8 protein-coding genes are annotated in these 18,654 nt (G+C 69.6%); 4 read left to right on the top strand and 4 right to left on the bottom strand.

Annotated elements, in window-relative coordinates:
- Window positions 1-19 precede the first annotated feature (19 nt).
- Window positions 20-1,669 carry a serine hydrolase gene (locus ASC93_RS07920; protein WP_056439790.1) on the bottom strand — a complete coding sequence of 550 codons (1,650 nt, stop codon included), beginning with the start codon at window positions 1,667-1,669 and terminating at the stop codon, window positions 20-22.
- A gap of 138 nt (window positions 1,670-1,807) precedes the next feature.
- Here ASC93_RS07920 and ASC93_RS07915 point away from each other — a divergent pair, with 138 nt between their 5' ends.
- Window positions 1,808-2,398 carry a TMEM165/GDT1 family protein gene (locus tag ASC93_RS07915; protein WP_056439786.1) on the top strand — a complete coding sequence of 197 codons (591 nt, stop codon included), beginning with the start codon at window positions 1,808-1,810 and terminating at the stop codon, window positions 2,396-2,398.
- On the opposite strand, the gene ASC93_RS07910 is transcribed toward ASC93_RS07915, so the two are convergent.
- From ASC93_RS07910 to ASC93_RS07900, 3 genes are all read right to left on the bottom strand, one after another.
- Window positions 2,395-4,020, bottom strand: a complete 1,626-nt coding sequence (locus tag ASC93_RS07910; RefSeq protein ID WP_162251821.1) for a CehA/McbA family metallohydrolase — start codon at window positions 4,018-4,020, stop codon at window positions 2,395-2,397. The two genes, ASC93_RS07915 and ASC93_RS07910, sit on opposite strands and share 4 nt — an antisense overlap.
- Before the next feature lie 85 nt (window positions 4,021-4,105).
- Complete coding sequence (locus ASC93_RS07905) at window positions 4,106-12,817, bottom strand: glucoamylase family protein (RefSeq protein WP_229412641.1); 8,712 nt, start codon at window positions 12,815-12,817, stop codon at window positions 4,106-4,108.
- A gap of 162 nt (window positions 12,818-12,979) precedes the next feature.
- The gene (locus ASC93_RS07900) at window positions 12,980-14,908 is read right to left on the bottom strand and encodes an aminotransferase class V-fold PLP-dependent enzyme (protein WP_056439783.1); all 1,929 of its coding nucleotides are present in this window, start codon (window positions 14,906-14,908) and stop codon (window positions 12,980-12,982) included.
- A gap of 152 nt (window positions 14,909-15,060) precedes the next feature.
- Here ASC93_RS07900 and ASC93_RS07895 point away from each other — a divergent pair, with 152 nt between their 5' ends.
- The 3 genes from ASC93_RS07895 to ASC93_RS07885 form a co-directional block, all read left to right on the top strand.
- Window positions 15,061-15,546, top strand: a complete 486-nt coding sequence (locus ASC93_RS07895; protein WP_056439885.1) for an Lrp/AsnC family transcriptional regulator — start codon at window positions 15,061-15,063, stop codon at window positions 15,544-15,546.
- Between the two features lie 65 nt (window positions 15,547-15,611).
- Window positions 15,612-16,745: a branched-chain amino acid ABC transporter substrate-binding protein gene (locus tag ASC93_RS07890; RefSeq protein ID WP_056439780.1), complete on the top strand. Its 1,134-nt coding sequence runs from the start codon at window positions 15,612-15,614 to the stop codon at window positions 16,743-16,745.
- An 80-nt stretch (window positions 16,746-16,825) separates the two neighbouring features.
- Window positions 16,826-18,654, top strand: a 1,829-nt coding sequence (locus ASC93_RS07885; RefSeq protein WP_056439882.1) for a DUF885 family protein, incomplete at its 3' end; no start/stop codon positions are given.

Here is an 18,654-nt window from a genome sequence, read left to right as displayed (position 1 = left end):
CCTGCGCGGGAACGACGGATCAAGGGGATTTTTTCTTCACCGGCGTGAAGTTCAAATCCTGGAAGTCGTAGCTGAAATCCGTCTCGGTGGAAATCGGCTGCATCTTCATGCGCTCGATGCTGCCGTCCGGGTTGAGCGCGAACGTCACGTAGGCGTCCGCGTTGAAGTTGCGCTCCTTCCAGCGCACGATGAACGTGTCGTGCTGGTAGTGTTCCAGCTCGCCCGTGAGGTCGGGCGTGCGCGACAGCGTCAACACCTGTTTGCCGCCGACGTGCCTGATCGTCGCGATGCCGTACCACGGGTCCTGGTAGTCGCCGTCGTACGCCGTGCGCGCCAGCGACGGTTGCGACTTCGCCGCGCGCGCCGCGCCGGCCGTGCCGAGGCGCGCCAGTTCCTTCGCGTGCTTCTCGTCCTCGACGGCCTTGACCGCGCCGATCCAGTCGGTGCCGGCGGCCGGGTTCAGCATGCGGTCGAGCAGCTGGTACTGCAGCGCATTCAGCGCGCCGCCGCTTTCGGCATTGGTCAGGATCGCGATGCCGATCTTCGCTTCCGGCACCAGCAGCACCTTCGAATAAAAGCCCTGCAGCGCACCGCTGTGCATGGCCAGGAGCCGGCCCTGCCAGTCGCGCAGCTGGAAGCCGAGGCCGTAGGCCAGGAAGTTCGGGCGCGTGCCGGCCAGCCTCGGATCGGGTTCGCTGATGCGCATCGGCGTCTGCGCCGTCCACATCTCGCGCGCCTGCTTCGCGCTGAACAGCCGCACTTCCTTGCCGTCGGCGCCCATCCCGACGCGGCCTCCGGCCAGCAGCACGTTCATCCAGCGCGCGATGTCCTCGGCATTCGTGTTGATGCCGACGGCGCCCACCGCGTTCGGCACGGGCATCGCCTTCACGGCCGCTATCCTGTCGTTGATCTTGCTGTGGGCATTCGCCACGTCCGGATTGCCCGCGTTCTCGAGAAGGCTCGTCGTCGTCGACGCCATGCCCACCGGCGCGAGGATGCGTTCGTGGATCGTCTCGCCCCACGTCTTGCCCGACTTGCTCGCGACGATCTTGCCGGCCACGATGTACAGCAGGTTGTCGTACGCATAGCTGCTGCGGAAGCTCGTGGCCGGGCGGATGTAGCGCAGCTTGTGGATGATTTCGTCGGTCGAGAAATTCGTCGTCGGCCACCACAGCAGGTCGCCCGCGCCGAGACCCAGGCCGCTGCGGTGCGTGAGCAGGTCGCGCACCGTCATCTCGTGCGTGACGTACGCGTCGTACATCTGGAAGTCCGGCAGGTGCTTCGTGACCGGATCGTCCCACGCCAGCTTGCCTTCGTCGACGAGCATCGCCAGCGCGGCCGCCGTGAACGCCTTGGAGTTCGACGCGATCTCGAACAGCGTCTTGCCGTCGACCTTGCCGGGGGCGCCCAGCTTGCGCACGCCGAAGCCTTGCGTGGCCACGACCTTGCCGTCCTTGACGACGGCGATCGCGATGCCGGGCACGTCGAACGATTTCATGGTGCGTTCGACGTCGTCCGCCAGGTGCGCATTCAGGGCGGCGGCGGCGTCGAACGCGGCGGCGGAAGCGGTGGAAGCGGGAGGTGCGGCGGGGGCGGCGGGGACGGCGGGCGCCTGCGCCAGTGCGGCGCCGGAGAAAGCGAGCAGGATCGCTGCTGCGATGCGGTTCATGGATTGCACTCTTGGGTTCCTCGAATGGTGATTGACCCCGGATGACGGGAGCGCCGAGCAGGATAGCATTTTCGCCCGGGGCTCTGCTATGATCCGCCTTTCACCGCTCGACCTTCCGCGCTGCGCCGCGGTTCCCAGATGGACGCCTTCCTCGTATCCACCGGTATCGTCGCCCTCGCCGAAATCGGCGACAAGACGCAGTTGCTGGCCTTTTTGCTCGCCGCGCGCTTCCGCCGTCCGTTGCCGATCGTCGGCGGCATCCTCGTCGCGACGATCGCCAACCACGCCTTCGCGGCCGCCGTCGGCGCCCTCGTCGGCAGGCTGCTGGGCCCCGACGTCATGCGCTGGGTGCTGGGCATCGCCTTCCTCGGCATGGCCGCCTGGATCATGGTGCCGGACGAAGTCGATGACGACGAGCCCCCGCTGGCGCGCTTCGGCGTCTTCCTCGCCACCGCGATCGCGTTCTTCGTCGCCGAGATGGGCGACAAGACGCAGATCGCGACCGTCGCGCTGGCGGCGCGCTACAGCGCCGCCGTGTCCGTGGTCGCCGGCACGACGCTCGGCATGATGATCGCGAACGTGCCGGCAGTGTACTTCGGCGACCGCATCGCCGCGCGTCTCAACGCCAACCCGGGATCGCTGAAACTCGTGCACGGCCTGGCCGCGCTCATCTTCGCGGTACTCGGCATCGCGACCTTGCTCGGCGCGGGGCGCAACCTCGGGTTCTAAGGCTGCGCCGCCTGCGTGATCCACACGGGCGCCGACCACAGCACACGGCCGTCGTCCTGCGTGACCTTCGCGTAATAAAAATGCGCGCCGGGCGCCGGCACGGTCGTGACGTCGGCCTTGTCGGACAGCTGGCTCACGTCGCCGTTGCGGCCCGGGACGCCTTCCACGATCGCCACCGTCGCGGCCCGCCGGCCGGACGCGCTGGCGTACGCCACCTGCAGGCGCAGCGCTCCCGTGTTGTCGAAGCGCTCGCCCATCAGGTGTCCGTTCGCGGTGAAGACCACCTGCGCATCCTTGTCCATCGTGGCGAACACGCGGCGCGCGCGCACGGCGTCGAGAAAGCTGGCGCGATCAAGCGGCACGCCGTTCGGGATCAGGACGGCGCTGCGGTTGCTGTACGACGCGCCCCAGTTGGCGCAGTGGTTGTCCTGGTTGCTGCTGAACGCGACGTGGTAGCCCGCTTCCAGCAGCTTGTTGCAGGCCTGTTCGAAATTGCTGCGCCGGGTTTCTCCCTCGTTCTCGCTGGCCGAGAATGCGGAGCTGTTGACCACTTCGCACAAGGCCATGACGGCGTCGCCGTCCGCCGTGTACGCAAGCGGCGTGCCGTTCACGGCGAACTGGCCCGTCAACGCCGGATGATTGAACTGGCCCGTCAGGCCGCGCTGGCGCATCAGCGCATACAGCGCGGCGTAGTCGCTCTTGGCCGTTTCCGTGTCGGCGATCAGCTCGCCCTTCGCGTTCTTCTCCCAGCCGAGCAGCTCGTCGCTGTCGAAGATGTTCAGGTGGCCGCCGTTGCCGATCACGCCCCACTCCATGCCGTACAAGGCCAGGAAGCCCGGATTCGCACCGGTGTAGTCGCGCGCCGTTTTCAGGCCCGCCTGGTACATGGCCTTCGCTTTCACGGGATCGGCGTCCGGGTTCGTGCCGTCCGAACCGTCGTACATGTGGTTGTGCTCCGAGACCATCAGGATGTCCAGGCCGTGGTTGCGGGCGTACGGGTAGGCGGCGTCGGGGCCGTAGGGCGCCGTCTGCGGGTCCTGCGCGCCGTGGCAGGTGGCGACGGGGCCGCCGCCGTCGCTGTCGCGCGTCTGGCTGTGCAGGTTGCCGTAATAGACCGTGTACGGCAGCGCGCCCGGCGCCGGCGCGGCCATCATGCGCGCATGTCCCGTCGCCAGCGGCGCAAAGGCCGGCAGCGCCGGTGCCGGCAGCGTGCCCACGGCGATGTCCCAGGACTGGTCGGCCGTCTCGCCCCCGGCGGCGGCATGCAGGCGCACGTGATAGATGCCGGGCGCGGGCCGGCGGCCGGCCAGGCTGCCGGTCCAGCGCACGACCACATCGACCGGCCTGCCGGTCAGCGCCAGGTGCCCGTGCCACTGCGCGACGCGGCGGCCGGACGGCGCGACGAGGTCCACACGCCACGTCACGGGGACGCGCCCGCGCAGGCCGGGATAGTCGAACGACAGCGCGAACGCGCGCGCATCCGGGCGCGCGCCGGCGTCGCCGCGGTACGGCGCCAGCAAGGTCGCTTCGAATTCGCGGTGTTCGCGCGTGGCGGCCGCCGCGGGGTTGAACACGCCGGCCGCAGCCAGCACCAGGGAAAGAGTGGGGATTAAGGTTTTCATGATGCAATTTTTGCAATTGCATGCATTTCCACCTTGATCCAAGGCTCATAAAATTGTCAGATAGATATTAATTTATTGACAAATTTTAAGGCCGCATCTGTTCGAACGCCGTCCTGCCCGCATGCGGCGCGCTGGCGGCCGCGTCGTGGCGGGAAGTCACGTGCAGTTCCACCTCGTGCGTGCGGCCGTCGTCCGCCAGCGCGATCGTGCTGCCCTGCTGCGCCACGCCGTCCACCCGGAGCAGCGGCGCGTCCGCGCGGCGCACGGCGATCGTGTAGTGGCTGCCGCGGTAGCGATAGTGCAGGCAGAAGCCCTCCCAGCCGGCGGGCAGGCGCGGCACGAGCGTCAGCGTGTCGCCCGCGCGCGTCACGCCCAGCAGGGATTCGACGATCAGCCGGTACATCCAGCCGGCCGACCCCGTGTACCAGCTCCAGCCGCCCCGTCCCACGTGCGGCGCGGCCGCATACACGTCGGCCGTCATCACATACGGTTCGGCTTTATACACGTCGCAGGCTGCCTCCGTGCGCGCGTGGTTGAGCGGGTTGATCATGCGTGCCAGTTCCCACGCCCGTTCCGTGTCGCCCAGCTGCGCGAACGCCATCGCCGTCCAGATCGCGGCGTGCGTGTACTGGCCGCCGTTCTCGCGCACGCCCGGCACGTAGCCGCGGATATAGCCCGGGTCGAGCCGGCCCTGGTCGAACGGCGGATCGAGCAGCTGGACCAGCGCCGCGTCGCGCCGCACGAGATGCGCATCGACGGCATCCATCGCGATGCGCGCCCGTCCGCGGTCGGCGGCGCCGGACAGCACGGCCCAGCTCTGCGCGATCGAATCGATGCGGCACTCGTCGTTGTCGCGCGAGCCGAGCGGGGTGCCGTCGTCGAAATAGGCGCGCCGATACCATTCGCCATCCCACGCGTTGTCCTCGATGTTGTGCGCGAGGACCTGGGCCGCGCTGCGGCAGGTGGTGCAGAAACCGTAGTCGCCGCGGCGGTCGGCCAGGTCGGCGAAGCGGCACAGCACGTCGTACAGGAAGAAGCCGAGCCAGACGCTCTCGCCGCGGCCGCCGTTGCCGACGCGGTCCATGCCGTCGTTCCAGTCGCAGGTGCCGATCAGCGGCAGGCCGTGCGGGCCGAACGCGAGGGCGCGCCGCAGCGCGCGCACGCAATGTTCGTAGATGCTGGCCTGCTCGCGCGACTGGCCGGGTACGTCGAACCACGATTCCTCGTCCTGCTTGAGCGCGCGGCCTTCGATGAACGGCGCGACCTCGTCCAGCAGCGAATCGTCGCCGGTGACGCCGACGTAGCGATGCACGGCGAGCGGCAGCCACAGATAGTCGTCCGAGCAGCGCGTGCGTACGCCGCGCCCGGTCGGCGGATGCCACCAGTGCTGCACATCGCCTTCGACGAACTGGTGGCCGGCGAACAGCAGGATGTGGTCGCGCAGCAGTTCCGGGCGCGCGTGCACGGTGGCCATCGCATCCTGCAGCTGGTCGCGGAAGCCGTAGGCGCCGCCCGACTGGTAATAGCCGCTGCGCGCCCACATGCGGCAGGCGATCGTCTGGTACATCAGCCAGCCATTGGCGAGCGCGTCGAATTCCGGTTCCGGCGTCTCGATGCGCACGGCACCCAGCGTCTCGTCCCAGAAGTCGCGCACGCGCGCCAGGTCGGCGGCGGCCGTCGCCGCGCCGCTGTGGCGCTGGACCATGCCGGAAGCGTCCAGGTTGCGGCGGCCGCCGACGCCGAGCATGAACACCAGTTCCTGCTCCTCGCCCGGCTGCAGCTCGACGACGGTCTGCAGCGCCGCGCAAGGATCGAGCGCGGCGCCCGCGCGGCCGGACAGGGTCGCGCGTCCGAGCGCGGCCGGATCGGCCAGGCTGCGGTCGCGGCCGATGAATTCGGCGCGGTCGCACGTGAAGGCCACGTGCTCGGCATCGAGGTGGAAGAAAGCGACGCGGCCGGAGAAGTCGGCGTTGTAGGCATTGCGGGCGAACAGCGCGCCGCTGACGGGGTCCTGCTCCGTCACCACGTGCAGCGCCGATTTCGCACGCAGGTCGCCCAGCACCCATTCCACGTAACCGGTCACGGACAGCCGGCGCGCGACGGCATCGTCGTTGCGCAGCTTGACGACGACATGCTTGAGCGGCGCGTCCAGCGCCACATACGTCAGCAGCTCGCTGTGGATGCCGTGCGCCGCGTGCTCGAACACGCTGTAGCCGAAGCCGTGGCGCGTGACGTACTCGCCGCCCGACGGCGCCGGCAGCGCGGTCGGCGACCAGAACACGCCGGTCTGTTCGTCGCGCACATAAAACACTTCGCCGCCGCGGTCGGCCACCGGATCGTTGTCCCACGGCGTCAACCGGAATTCATGGGCGTTCTGGTTCCAGCTGTAGGCCTGGCCGCTTTCCGACACGACGCTGCCGAACATGGGGCTGGCCAGCACGTTGGCCCACGGCGCCGGCGTGGGCCGGCCCGGACCCGTGCGGATGACGTATTCGCGCCCGTCCTCGCTGAAGCCGCCGATGCCGTTGTCCAGCACCAGCGCGGGCGCCGCCGGCCTGGCCGGCGCGTGCTGCCGCGCGGGCAAGGCCGGCACGAACGCCGGCGGCAGCTCGACCTTGCGCGCGGCCGCGCGGCGCAGCTGTTCGGCCAGGCCGCCATGCTCGTCGGACAGGATCACGCGCGCCACGGCCTGCATCAGCACGCGGTCCTCGTTCGGGATCTGGTCGGGCATGCGCACGAACACGCCGCCCGGCCGGTCGATCGACTGCGCGTCGAGGCCGGACGCGATCAGGCTCATGATCTGGTCGTGCAGCGCCTGGCGGTAGCCGCCCGTCTTCGACTCGCCGTCCTCGCACCAGATCACGAGGTCGACGACGAGCCCTTTCAGCCGCCACCACGCGTGCGCCTGGACCAGCTGGCGCGCCAGTTCGATGTTGGCGGCGGCGCGCATGTGCAGCAGCACGATCGGGTAGTCGCCCGAGATCGCGTAGGGCCACAAGCCCGACTGGCCGCGCTGGTTGCGCGCGATGATGGCCGGGTCGGCGCGCAACGCGGCCTGCGGATGGAGCACGTTGCCGGCCAGGCGCGCATACAGCTGGGCGTCCGCCTCGCTCGCGTTCAGCTGGCGCAGCACCACCTGGCCGTGCGTCCACGCCAGTTCGGACACGCGGTCGGCCAGGTGGCGGTCCTGGTATTTGTCGATCAGGCGCAGCGCCTGTTCGCGCGTATCGGCCGCGCCCAGCACGATATCGACGCTCACTTCCTGGTGCGGGGCGAGGCGCACGACGCGGCGGATCGCCACCGCCGGATCGAGCACGGCGCCGGCCGACCCGCCGAGCGGCGCGCGTCCTTCCAGCGCGGCCGGACGCGCATTGCCGCGGCCGCGGCCGATGAACGCCGCGCGGCTCGTTTCGAATTCGGGCAGCGACGCGTCCACGTTCTCGCCATGCACCGTCATCAGGTTCAGCAGCCACGGCACGGCTTCTTCCTTGTGGCGCGGGCGGCGCGCGCACAGGATCGCGCCGCGCTCGGCCAGGATCTCCGTCTGCACGAACAGTTTGGAAAACGCCGGATGCGCGGCGTCGGCGGCGGCCGGCGCCAGCACCACCTCCGCATAGCTCGTCAGCTCGATCGTGCGGGTCGTCCCCGTCTTGTTGGCGATGCGCAGGCGGCGCAGCTCGATGTCGTCCTCGGGCGAGACGACGATCTCCGTGTGCAGCTCGATGCCGCGGTCGCGCCGGCGGAACTCCGCGCGGGCCTCGGAGAACACGGCCTCGTAGTGTTCGGGCCGCGCCAGGGTGGGCTGCCACGTGTTCGACCACACGGCGCCGTCGTCCAGGTCGCGCACGTAGCAGAAGTGGCCGCGGTCGTCGACGGTCGGGTCTTCGCGCCAGCGCGTGACGGCCAGGTCGCGCCAGACGCTGTAGCCGCCGCCGCCGGCCGTCACCATCACGTGGTAGCGGCCGTTGGACAGCAACTGCACTTCCTGCGGCGCCGCATCGGGCCGCGCCACGGTGCGCGCCGTCATGCCTGCGTCCGGCGTCGGCAGGCGCAGTTCCTCGGCGTCGGCGCGCGCGGACGCATGCGCGCCCGCGGCCGGCACGCGCTCCTGCAACAGCAGCAGCGTGGCCCGGAATTGCGGGTCGCTCTCGAAGCGGCGCTGCATGGGCCGGTCGTGCAGCAGGTACGACAGCGCGAGGAATCCCATGCCCTGGTGGTGCACCATGAACGAGCGCACGATGGCGCAGGCCTGCCCGTGCGGCAGGCGCGCCGGCGTATAGTCGACGGCCTCGTAGAAGCCGTAGCGGCCCGTGAAGCCCAGCTTCGCCATGCGTTCCAGGTTGGCGCACGCACGTTCCGGCTCGACCATCAGCGCCATCATCGTGGCGTACGGCGCGACGACGAGGTCTTCGCCGAGGCCGCGTTTCGCACCCGTGCCGGGCACGCCGAACGCGCGGTACTGGTAATTCAGCGCGGCGTCCACCGCGTTGTAGCCGGACTCGGAGATGCCCCACGGGACGTTGCGCCGGCGGCCATACTCGGCCTGGGCGCGCACGATGCCGCGACAGGTCTGGTCGAGCAGCGTATCGCGGTACGTCGGCATCACCAGGAGCGGCATCAGGTATTCGAACATCGATCCGCTCCACGACAGCAGCAACTGCTGGCCGTGCACGAGGCACAGCTGGCGGCCCAGCGCGAACCAGTGCTCCTGCGGGAACTGGCCTTGCGCGATGCCGACGAAGCTGGCCAGGCGCGCTTCCGACGCGAGCAGGTCGTAGCTGCCGGCGTCCAGCCGGCGCTCGGCGACGTGGTAGCCGATCGCCAGCAGGCCCGTGTCTTCGTTGTACAGGAAGCGGAAATCCATGTCGGCGCACGCGCGCGCGTCGCGGACCAGCTGCGCGATCTCCTGCAGGCGCGCCCGCGCGTTGACGCAGCCTTCCGCCACGAGGCGCGCGAGCAGCAGCTGGCGCGTGCGCTCTTCCGGCGCCAGGTCGTCGCCGGGCGCCTTCATGCCGAAGCTGGCCAGCTCGCGCAAGGTCGGGATGCGCGTGAGGGTCGAATCGATCACGTATTCCTGCACGACGCGCATCCACGGCGCCATCAGGAGCAGGTCGTCCCGGGCGGCGGCCGTTTGCGCCGCCAGCTTGCCGGCCCAGTCGCGCAACTGCGGGTCGGCGTCGAGCGGCACGACGGTGCACAGCGCCTCGGCCTGGCGCGCCAGCGCCTGCAGGCACTCGGCGAGACCCGGCAGCGTGCCCGCGTTGCGGCAGCGCTCGGGCGTCAGCTGCTGGCGCAGCGCGGCGATCGCCTCGCGTACGGCGGGCATCGCGGGTGTCGCATGTTCCTCGACGACGTCGAGCGTGTCGCGGATGCCGTCCAGCGCGCGGCTGGACGCGATGGGCTCGTCGGCCAGGCCTTCCAGGCCGGCGGCGAGCGTGAACAGGTGCCCGGCCAGGTTGCCGCTGTCGACGGCCGACACGTATTGCGGCGGCAGCGGCGCCAGCGTCCGCGTGTCGTACCAGTTGTAGAAATGGCCGCGGTGGCGTTCCAGCCGGGCCATCGTGCCCAGGGTCGCGCGCGTGCGCGCCAGCAGTTCGCTCGTCGCTGCGTGGCCGAAGTCCCAGGCCGTGACGTTGGCCAGCAGCGCCAGCCCCAGATTCGTCGGCGACGTGCGGTGCGCGACGACCGGCGCCGGATGTTCCTGCATATTGTCCGGCGGGAGCCAGTTGTCCTGCGCCGTGACGTGGTCCTCGAAGAACGCCCAGGTGCGGCGCGCCAGCACGCGCAGGAAGCGGCGCTGGCTGCCCGAGAGGTGCGGCACGGGACGCGCGGCCGGCAGGCTGACCCACCACGCCACGACCGGCGACAGGAACCACAGCAACAGCAGCGGCGCGGCGGCGAACAGTGCGAACGGATTCGCAAAGCTGAGCAGGACGGCGGCGCCGACCGCGAATGCGGGCGCGAACCACATGTTCTGCCAGTTCGATTCCATGTCGGTGCTGGAGCGCGACAGGCTCGACGCCCGCCACTCGAGCCGGCGCCGTTTCGACACGCGCATGCGCCACGCGGCGCGCGCGATCGCGTCCAGGCCGTAGCTGGCTTCGTGCGGCAGGAAGGCCGTGTTCAGCAGCGCGTGGCCCAGGCCGATGCGCGTGGACTGCGCCCAGTTCAGCAGGTGCTGGCCCAGCGGGAGGTCGTGCGGCTTGTCGGCGAGGCCGATCAAGGCGCCCAGCGCGAACGGCAGGAAGAACACGGCCAGCACGGCCGCGCTCCAGAACGCGGGTGCCGCCAGCAGGGTCCAGCACAACAGCAGCGCGACGGTCAGCGTGGGCGCGACGAGGCTGCGGCGCAGGTTGTCGAACAGCTTCCAGCGCGCCAGCGGCGGCAGCGGATTGGGTTCCGTGCGGCCGTCGGCCAGCGGCACGCGCGCGCGCAGCCAGCCGGCCAGCTGCCAGTCGCCGCGGATCCAGCGGTGCCGCCGGCTGACGTCGTCGCTGTAGCGCGCCGGGCAGGCTTCCACGAGCGCGGCGTCGCTGAGCAGGCCGGAACGCGCATAGCAGCCTTCCAGCAGGTCGTGCGACAGCACGCGGTCGTCCGGAAAGCGTCCGCGCAGCACGCGCTCGAACGCTTCCAGGTCGTAGATGCCCTTGCCCGTGAACGAGCCTTCGCCGAACAGGTCCTGGTAGACGTCGGACACGGTGCGCGTGTACGGATCGATGCCCGGCTCGCCGCCGCACAGCCGTTCGTAGCGCGATGCATCCTCCGGCGGCAGCGCCGCCGTCACGCGCGGCTGCAGCAGGCCGTAGCCTTCCACCACGCGCCGGCCGTCGGCCGAGAACACGGGATGGTTGAGCGGATGCGCCATCGCGGCGACGAAGGCGCGCGCGGCGTCGCGCGGCAGCTGGGTGTCGGCGTCGAGCGTGATCACATAGCGGATCTCGTCCAGGCCGTCGACCGGGCCCTCGATGACGGCGAACGGCGCGCGCTCGCCGCGCAACAGGAACGTATTCAGGTCTTCCAGCTTGCCGCGCTTGCGCTCGCGGCCGATCCAGGCGCCCTCGCCTTCGCTCCACACGCGCTGGCGGTGCAGCAGCAGGAACGGGCCCGCCTCGTCGTACTTCGCGTTCAACGCGGCGATGGCGGCGCGCGCCTGTTCGATCAGTTCGGCGTCGCCGTACACCTCTTGCCGCGGCGCGTCGACCAGGTCGGTCAGGAGGCAGAAGCGCAAGTGCGGATCGCGGTTGGCCAGGTAGCGCACCTCGAGCGCGTCGACCAGCGCCGCCACGTTGTCGCGGCTGTACAGCAGCGCCGGCACGACGACGATGGCGCGCGCATCGGGCGGGATGCCGGCACTGAAATCCATGCGCGGCAGCGGCGCCGGCGCCACCAGCCGCGTGGCCATCAGGTTGACGAGGGCCTGCGCCAGCTGGCTCGCGCCGAGCACACCCAGCACCCCGATGGCGACGAGCAGGCCGGGGCCGGCGCCCTCCTGCAGCGCATGCACGACGGCCGCCGCCGCGAACAGCGCCGTGAACGCGCCGATGGCGCCCAGGTAGGACAGCAGCGGACGCGCGCGCGCCGCGCGGCGCAGCGCGGCCTTGAGGCCGGGGCGCATGTTCAGGCGCGCTTCCAGTTGGGGCAAGCCGTTGCCGGCCAGGTAGTAACCGACGTGGCGCAGGCGCGCGTCCAGGCCGCCCTCGCCGACCGTGCGCGGTTCCGCCGCCAGCGCGAGGGCCTCGGTCGCGACCTCCGTCTCGCTGCGGCCGCTGGCGCGCGCGAGGCGTTCGACCACGTGGCGATAATGGTCGCGCGTGGCGAAGTCCATCCTGCCGTAGACGCCGGCCGGGTCGCCGCGCAGCGCCTGCTCGACGGCGCTCATCGTCTCGACGAATTCGCGCCAGTCGGTGCTGCCGAGCAGGCGCAGGCTGGCGATCGTGTTGGAGACCGAGACCTGGTCGGTGGCCTGCTGCGTGACGTCGGCCTGCACGGCCTGGTCGATCGTGCGGCCTTCGTCGGCGAGACGCGTGGCGATCCATTGCAATGCCTGCGTGAGCGGGCCGCTGCGGCCCTGCAGCCGGCGCGTGAGTTCGGCCACGAAGCCGGAGCCCATCGGCTGCACGTCGCGCGCCATGTCGGCCACGACGAGAATGAGGTCACCGGGGCGCTCGTCGGCCTTGGCCGTCATGCGGTCGGCCCAGCGGTTGGCCTGTTCGCGCTGGCGCCGGCTGTCGGCCTGGCGCGCGGCGATGCGGCGCAGGTTGTCGATCAGCGCGAGGCGCAGCATGATCGGGATCGCCCACAACTCGCCCAGTGCCAGCGGCGTCCCCTCCTGGTAGGCGGCGACGAAGCGCGCCAGGCTTTCCGGCTCCAGGCGGCCGTCGCCATGCGCGATCAACTCCAGCGCCAGCTGGTACACGCGCGGGCTGTCGCACGCATCGGCATCCTGCAGGCAGGGCAGCTCGCGGCTGTAGTCCTTGGGCAGGTGGCTGCGCGCGAGGCGGATCTGCTCCTCGATCAGGTAGTAATTATCGAGCAGCCATTCGGCCGCCGGCGCCAGGCGCACGCCGGCCTTGGCGGCGAGGGTGAGGCCGGCGCAGGCGTCGGCGATGACGCCGGCGTTGTCGGCCAGGCGCGCCAGCAGGCGGTCGCTGCCCGGCTGGCTGCTCAGCTGATGGCGCGCGGCGAGGCGGCGGCCGTGCACGGCCATCTGGGCGGCGGAAAACAGTTCGGCGCGCAGCGGTGCGTCGTCGTTGGCGAGGCCGCGGGCTGCGGGCGGATGCGCTTTTTCTTCTTTCAACAGGAACCTCATGGTGGCGTGCGCAACCGACCGCCGGCTGACGCGGGACGCGACCATTCGGGTGAGAGCGAAAAGACTCGAGGGCGCACGGCTTTTGCCATGCTAAGAGATCATGTGCCTGAAAACTGTGCGGTAGCGTACACAGGTTGACAATCGGTATGTTCAGGCCAGCGCGAGACCGCCCACGAGGGTCCACGCCTGCGCATGTCCCGCCCGGCGCAGGCACTGGGCCGCCTTCGCGCTGCGATTGCCGCTGCGGCACACGAAAACGACGGGACGCGCCGGTTCCGACAACCACGCCGCCACGTGTTCCGCCAGTCGCGACAGCGGCACGTTGTGCGCCGCGCGGCCGTGCAACGCCATCGCGCCGGCCGCCGCCTCGAAGCCTTCGCGCACGTCGACGAGCAGCGCGTCTTCGTGGCGGCGCAGGAAACCGTCCAGCGCTTCCGGATGCAGCTGCCAGGCCGCACCGGCAGCGCATTCGCGCGGCGCGGCCAGCGTGGTGCAGGCCAGGCCGTCGACGTCGGCGTCGTGGCACTGCACGGCGCCGTCCTGCGCGAAGCGCGCCAGGCGCGCGGCGTCGACGGTGCCGAAGACGTGGCGCACGTTCGTGCGCGGCAGGCGGCCCGCCTCCGCGGCGCCCAGCAGGTAGCCGTCCGGCAGTCGGGCCAGCACGGCGCTGCCGATGGCAATGCAGGGCGCATGACTGCCGTCGTCCAGCGCGACGGCGGCGCAATCCGCGTCGTCGAACGTGTGCATGCGCAGGCCCGCGTCGCGCACGAGCGCGGCGATGCGCTCCGCCTGCCCGCGCGGCGGATCGAGCACGACGCACGTGGCGGCATCGAACACGATCCAGCCGTGCCGCCCTTCGCCGCTGACCTGCATGATGCCGGGATTCCCGCCGCTGAGCGGTGACGTGCGCAGCGCCTCGCCGCAGCGCCGGATGCGCGCGCAGGCGGCGTCGATGAAGGCGTCGTCCGCGAGCGGCCCGATCGACAGGCGCACGGCCGCGCCGCTGCGCGACAAGGGCAGGCCCATCGCGTCCAGCACATAACTGGGCGTGGATTTGGCGGCGGAACAGGCCGAACCCGCGCTGACGCGCACGCCGGCCGCGTCGAACAGGTCGAGCAGGTCCTTGCCGGACACGCCGGGCACGGAGAAATTCAGCGTGGTCGGCAAGGTGTGTTCGAACGGCGCGTTGAACGCGACGGCGGGAAAGGCGTCGCGCAGGGCGGCCGCCAGCCGGTCGCGCATGGCCGCCAGTTCGGCGTGGCCGCGGAACGTCGTCCCCTCTTCCAGCGCGGCCAGCACGGCGCCGAGGGCGGCGATGCCGGGCATGTTCTCGGTGCCGGACCGCTGCCCGCCTTCCTGGCCGCCGCCGATCATCAGCGGCGTGTAGGGCGCGCCGTCGCGCACGTACAGGATGCCGATGCCCTTTGGCGCATGCAGCTTGTGGCCGGAGAACGGCGCGTAATCGATGCGCGTGTCCGCCAGGGCGAGCGGCAGCTTGCCCAGCGCCTGCACGCAATCGACCATCCAGTAGGCCTTCGATCCGCCCTCGCGCAGCACGCGCGCGATGCCGTCGAGGTCCGAGATCGCGCCCGTCTCGTTGTTGGCCGCCATCGTGCAGACCATGGCGGCGCGCGGCGCCAGGTCGCGCAGGACGTCGAGGCGGTGCCGTCCCGTGGCGTCGACGGGCAGCGGCTGCAGCGTCAGGCCGGTGCCGAGCAGGCGGTTCCAGTGCGCGAGGCTTTCCGACACGGCCTTGTGCTCGGTGGTGCCGTAGACCAGCAGGTCGCCGCACGCCTCGCCGGCCGCGCGGCGTTCGCGCACGGCGACGAGCGCGGACAACACGGCGGTCTGGATGCCTTCCGTGGCGCCGCTGGTGAACAACACCCGTCCCGGCCCGGCGCCGAGCACGCGGCGCGCACGCGCGCGGGTCGTGTCGAGGATGCGTTTGGCGCGCAGGCCGGTGGCGTGGCTGCTGCTCGGATTGCCGAACGAGGCCTGCATCGCGTCGACGGCGGCGGCGATTGCGGAAGGCAGGACCGGCGAAGTGGCGTTTGCGTCGAGGTAGATGTCGGGGGCCATGAAATAATTGCTAAAAGTCCAAAAATAAATGCGCCATGAGCGCGATTGTTGAGTAATATGTTACGGTTTAGTGCCGAAAATGACGTACTAAAGAATCTTTTCTTTTTCCTGGGCTGAAGAACGAACATTCTAGATACCGCGACATGGACAAGATGAATTCACTCGACAAATACGACTGCGCGATTTTGGCAGCCCTGCAGGCGGACGCGACCCTGTCGATCTCCGGCTTGAGCGAGAAGGTCGGGCTGTCCAGCACCCCGTGCTGGAAACGGGTCAAGCGCCTGGAGGAAGAGGGATACATCGAAAGCCGGGTCAGCATCGTCAACCGGAACAAGGTCGGCCTGCCCGTCACCGTGTTCGTCAGCGTGCGCACCAACGAGCACGACGAAAAATGGCTGGAGCGCTTCGCCTCCGCCGTCGTCGCGCTGCCCGAGGTCCTGGAATTCCACCGCATGAGCGGCGACGTCGATTACCTGCTCAAGGTCGTCACCACCGACATCGACGGCTACGACCGCTTCTACAAAAAGCTGATCAGGACGGCCCAGCTGTCCGGCGTCTCCTCCGCGTTCTCGATGGAGCAGATCAAGTGCACCACCGCGCTGCCGCTGGAACTGATCTCGCACGGGCTGCCCGCCTGACCTGTTTGCACGCCACGCCGATCGTGCGATGATGGCGGCCGTTGCACAACAACGGAGACATACAAATGGCATCAACGATGAAAACCGTGGCGCTGGCGGCGATCCTGCTGGCGACCGGGACCTCCGCGCTCGCCCAGGACCAGGTCGTGCGCATCGGCGTGAGCGGCCCGCTGTCGGGCGCCAATGCCTTCGCCGGCAAGGATGACGAGAACGGCGTGCGCCTCGCGGTCGAGGAACTCAACGCGCACAAGCTCAAGGTGGGCGCCAAGACCCTGAAATTCGAACTGCTGTCCGAAGACGACCAGGGCGACCCGAAAGCGGGCGTGAACGTCGCGCAGAAATTCGCCGACGCCGGCGTCAAGTTCGTGCTCGGCCCGTACAACTCGGGCGTGGCGATTCCCGCCGCGCGCGTCTACAACGATGCCGGCATCCTGATGTCGACCGTGGGCACGAGCCCCAAGATCACCCAGGCGCGCTACCCGAACGTGTTCCGCATCGTCGCCAGCGATGCCCAGGTGGGCGCGTCGATGGCGTCGTACGCCGCCAAGGCGCTGAAACTCAAGACGGTCGGCGTGATCGACGACCGCACCGCGTTCGGCCAGGGCATCGCCGACGAATTCGCGAAGCAGGCGCGCGCCGCCGGCGTTGCCGTCGCCGGCCGCGAATTCACCAACGACAAGGCGAGCGACTTTTCCGCCATCCTCACCGCGTTCCGCGCGAAGAAGGTCGACGCCATCTTCTTCGGCGGCTATGCGCCGCAGGGCGCCCCGATGGCGCGCCAGATGAAGCAGCTCGGGATGGCGAACGTGCGCCTGCTGGGCGGCGACACCCTGTGCAGCCCGGAGATGGCCAAGCTGGGCGGCGACGCGGTCGGGGAAAACGTGATGTGCGCGCAGGCCGGCGCGATGCTCGACAAGCAGGCCGGCGGCCCCGCGTTCAAGACCCGCTACAAGCAGCGCTTCCAGCACGACCCGGACGTGTACGCGCCCGCGTTCTACGACCAGACGATGTTCATCGCCCGCGCCATGCAGGCCGCGAACACGACGGACGCCGCCGCCGTCGGCAAGCAACTGCACGCGATGAGCTACGACGGCGTGTCCGGCACCTACGGCTACGATGCGAACGGCAACCTGAAGAAGACGGCCGTCACGGTCTACACCTTCAAGGGCGGCCAGCTCGCGCCGCTGGCCAATTATTAAAGAACGCCCGTAAAGACTGGGCCTCCGGCGACGCCAGGCGTATCCTTGGCGTCGCCTCTTTTTACACCTCGAGCACACACATGAAACAGACCCTTACCCTGGGCACCATCGCCGCCGCCTGCCTCATCGCCTGTGCGCCGGCCGCGGTTGCAACTGCCGCCGACAACGCGACCAAGCCCACGGCCACGGCCGGCGCCACGAACGCCGCCGCAAACGCCGCCACCGCCGCCACCACCGCCGAATCGAAAAAGCTGAACAAGCTGGCCGACGAATACTGGGACGCGCAGGCCCGCTTCGATCCGGTCTCCGCCGGCGAGAGCGGCGACAACCGCTTCGCCGACCAGATCGGCATGTCGATCGCGCCGAAGAACCGCGCGCACCAGTTCGCGCTGTACAAGGGCTACCTGAAACGCCTGCACACGATCCGCCGCGACGGCCTCGCCCAGCGCGACCAGACCAGCTACGACATCCTCGACTATGAGCTGAAGACCGCGCTGCGCTTCGAGCCGTTCCCCGAGCACCTGCTGCCGCTGAACCAGATGGACGCCCTGCCCGTCACGCTCGCGAACTACAGCAGCGGCCAGCAGGCGCAGTCGCTGGCCACCGTGAAGGATTACCGGGCCTACCTGAGCCGCCTGAACCAGCTCGGTCCGTGGATCGACCAGGCCATCGCGAACATGCGCGAAGGGATGAAGCGCGGCGTCGTGCAGCCGAAGGCGATCATGGAGGCCGCGCTGCCCCAGTTCAAGCAGCTGGTGGCCGCCAGGGCCGAGGACAGCATCTATTACACGCCGGTGAAGAACTTCCCGGCGGCCTTCTCCGACACCGACAAGAAGACGCTGACGGCGAGCTATCGCAGCACCATCGATAGCAAGCTCAATCCGGCCCTGAAGCGCCTGGCCGACTTCATCGAGCACGATTACCTGCCGGCCTGCCGCACGAGCACCGGCTGGAGCGCGCTGCCGCAGGGGATGGACTGGTATCTCGCGCGCGTCGCCAGCCAGACGACGACCGACCTGCAACCGGAACAGATCCACCAGATCGGCTTGCGGGAAGTCGCGCGCATCCAGGGAGAATATGCGCGCATCGGTCCGAAGATGGGCTACAACGGTCCGGCGGCCGGCCTGCCGGTGTGGGTGTCGCAACAGGCGAAGTACAAGCCGTTCAAGACCGAGGGCGAGATCATCGACGTCTACCGCAAGCTGAACGCGCAGCTGCAGACCAAGCTGCCGGCGCTGTTCTCGCTGCGTCCCAAGACGCCGCTCGACCTGCGCCTGGAGCCGGAACTGTCGCGCGCGACGGCCTCCGACCACTACACGCCGCCGGCCGCGGACGGCTCGCGTCCGGGCGTGTTCTGGTCCGTCGTGAACGATCCGACGCAGTACGGCAGCACCGGCATGGTCACGCTGTTCCTGCACGAAGGCCAGCCGGGCCACCACTTCCACATCGCGCTGATGCAGGAGCTGGGCCTGCCGAACTTCCGCAAGTTCGGCGGCAACAACGCCTTTACCGAAGGCTGGGCGCTGTACGCCGAGACGCTGGGCACGGAGATGGGCCTGTACGACAAGCCGGAAGACTGGTTCGGCCACCTGAACGACGAAATGCTGCGCGCCGTGCGCCTCGTCGTCGACACCGGCATGCACGCGAAGGGCTGGACGCGCGAGCAGTCGATCAAGTACATGCGCGAGACGCTGGGCTATTCGGAAGCGGATGCACGCAACGCGACCGAGCGCTACATGGCGTGGCCGGCGCAGGCGCTGGGCTACAAGATCGGCGCACTCAAGATCCAGGAATTGCGTGCCCGCGCGGAGAAGGCACTCGGGCCGAAATTCAGCCTCCCCAAATTCCACGAGATCGTGCTGGGCGAAGGCACGCTGCCGCTGGCGCTGCTGGAGAAGAAGGTGGATCG

Origin of the sequence: Massilia sp. Root335, assembly GCF_001425685.1 — a bacterium.
Taxonomy (GTDB): domain Bacteria; phylum Pseudomonadota; class Gammaproteobacteria; order Burkholderiales; family Burkholderiaceae_D; genus Telluria; species Telluria luteola.
The sequence above is the reverse complement of the archived record's forward strand: the minus strand, read 5'-3'. Positions and strand labels throughout refer to the sequence as shown.

Excerpts from the sequence above, each read along its gene's own strand:
- ASC93_RS07890 (WP_056439780.1), top strand. The coding sequence starts at position 15,612 with ATGGCATCAACGATGAAAACCGTGGCGCTGGCGGCGATCCTGCTGGCG.
- ASC93_RS07895 (WP_056439885.1), top strand. The coding sequence starts at position 15,061 with ATGAATTCACTCGACAAATACGACTGCGCGATTTTGGCAGCCCTGCAG.
- ASC93_RS07900 (WP_056439783.1), bottom strand. The coding sequence starts at position 14,908 with ATGGCCCCCGACATCTACCTCGACGCAAACGCCACTTCGCCGGTCCTG.
- ASC93_RS07920 (WP_056439790.1), bottom strand. The coding sequence starts at position 1,669 with ATGAACCGCATCGCAGCAGCGATCCTGCTCGCTTTCTCCGGCGCCGCA.
- ASC93_RS07915 (WP_056439786.1), top strand. The coding sequence starts at position 1,808 with ATGGACGCCTTCCTCGTATCCACCGGTATCGTCGCCCTCGCCGAAATC.
- ASC93_RS07910 (WP_162251821.1), bottom strand. The coding sequence starts at position 4,020 with ATGAAAACCTTAATCCCCACTCTTTCCCTGGTGCTGGCTGCGGCCGGC.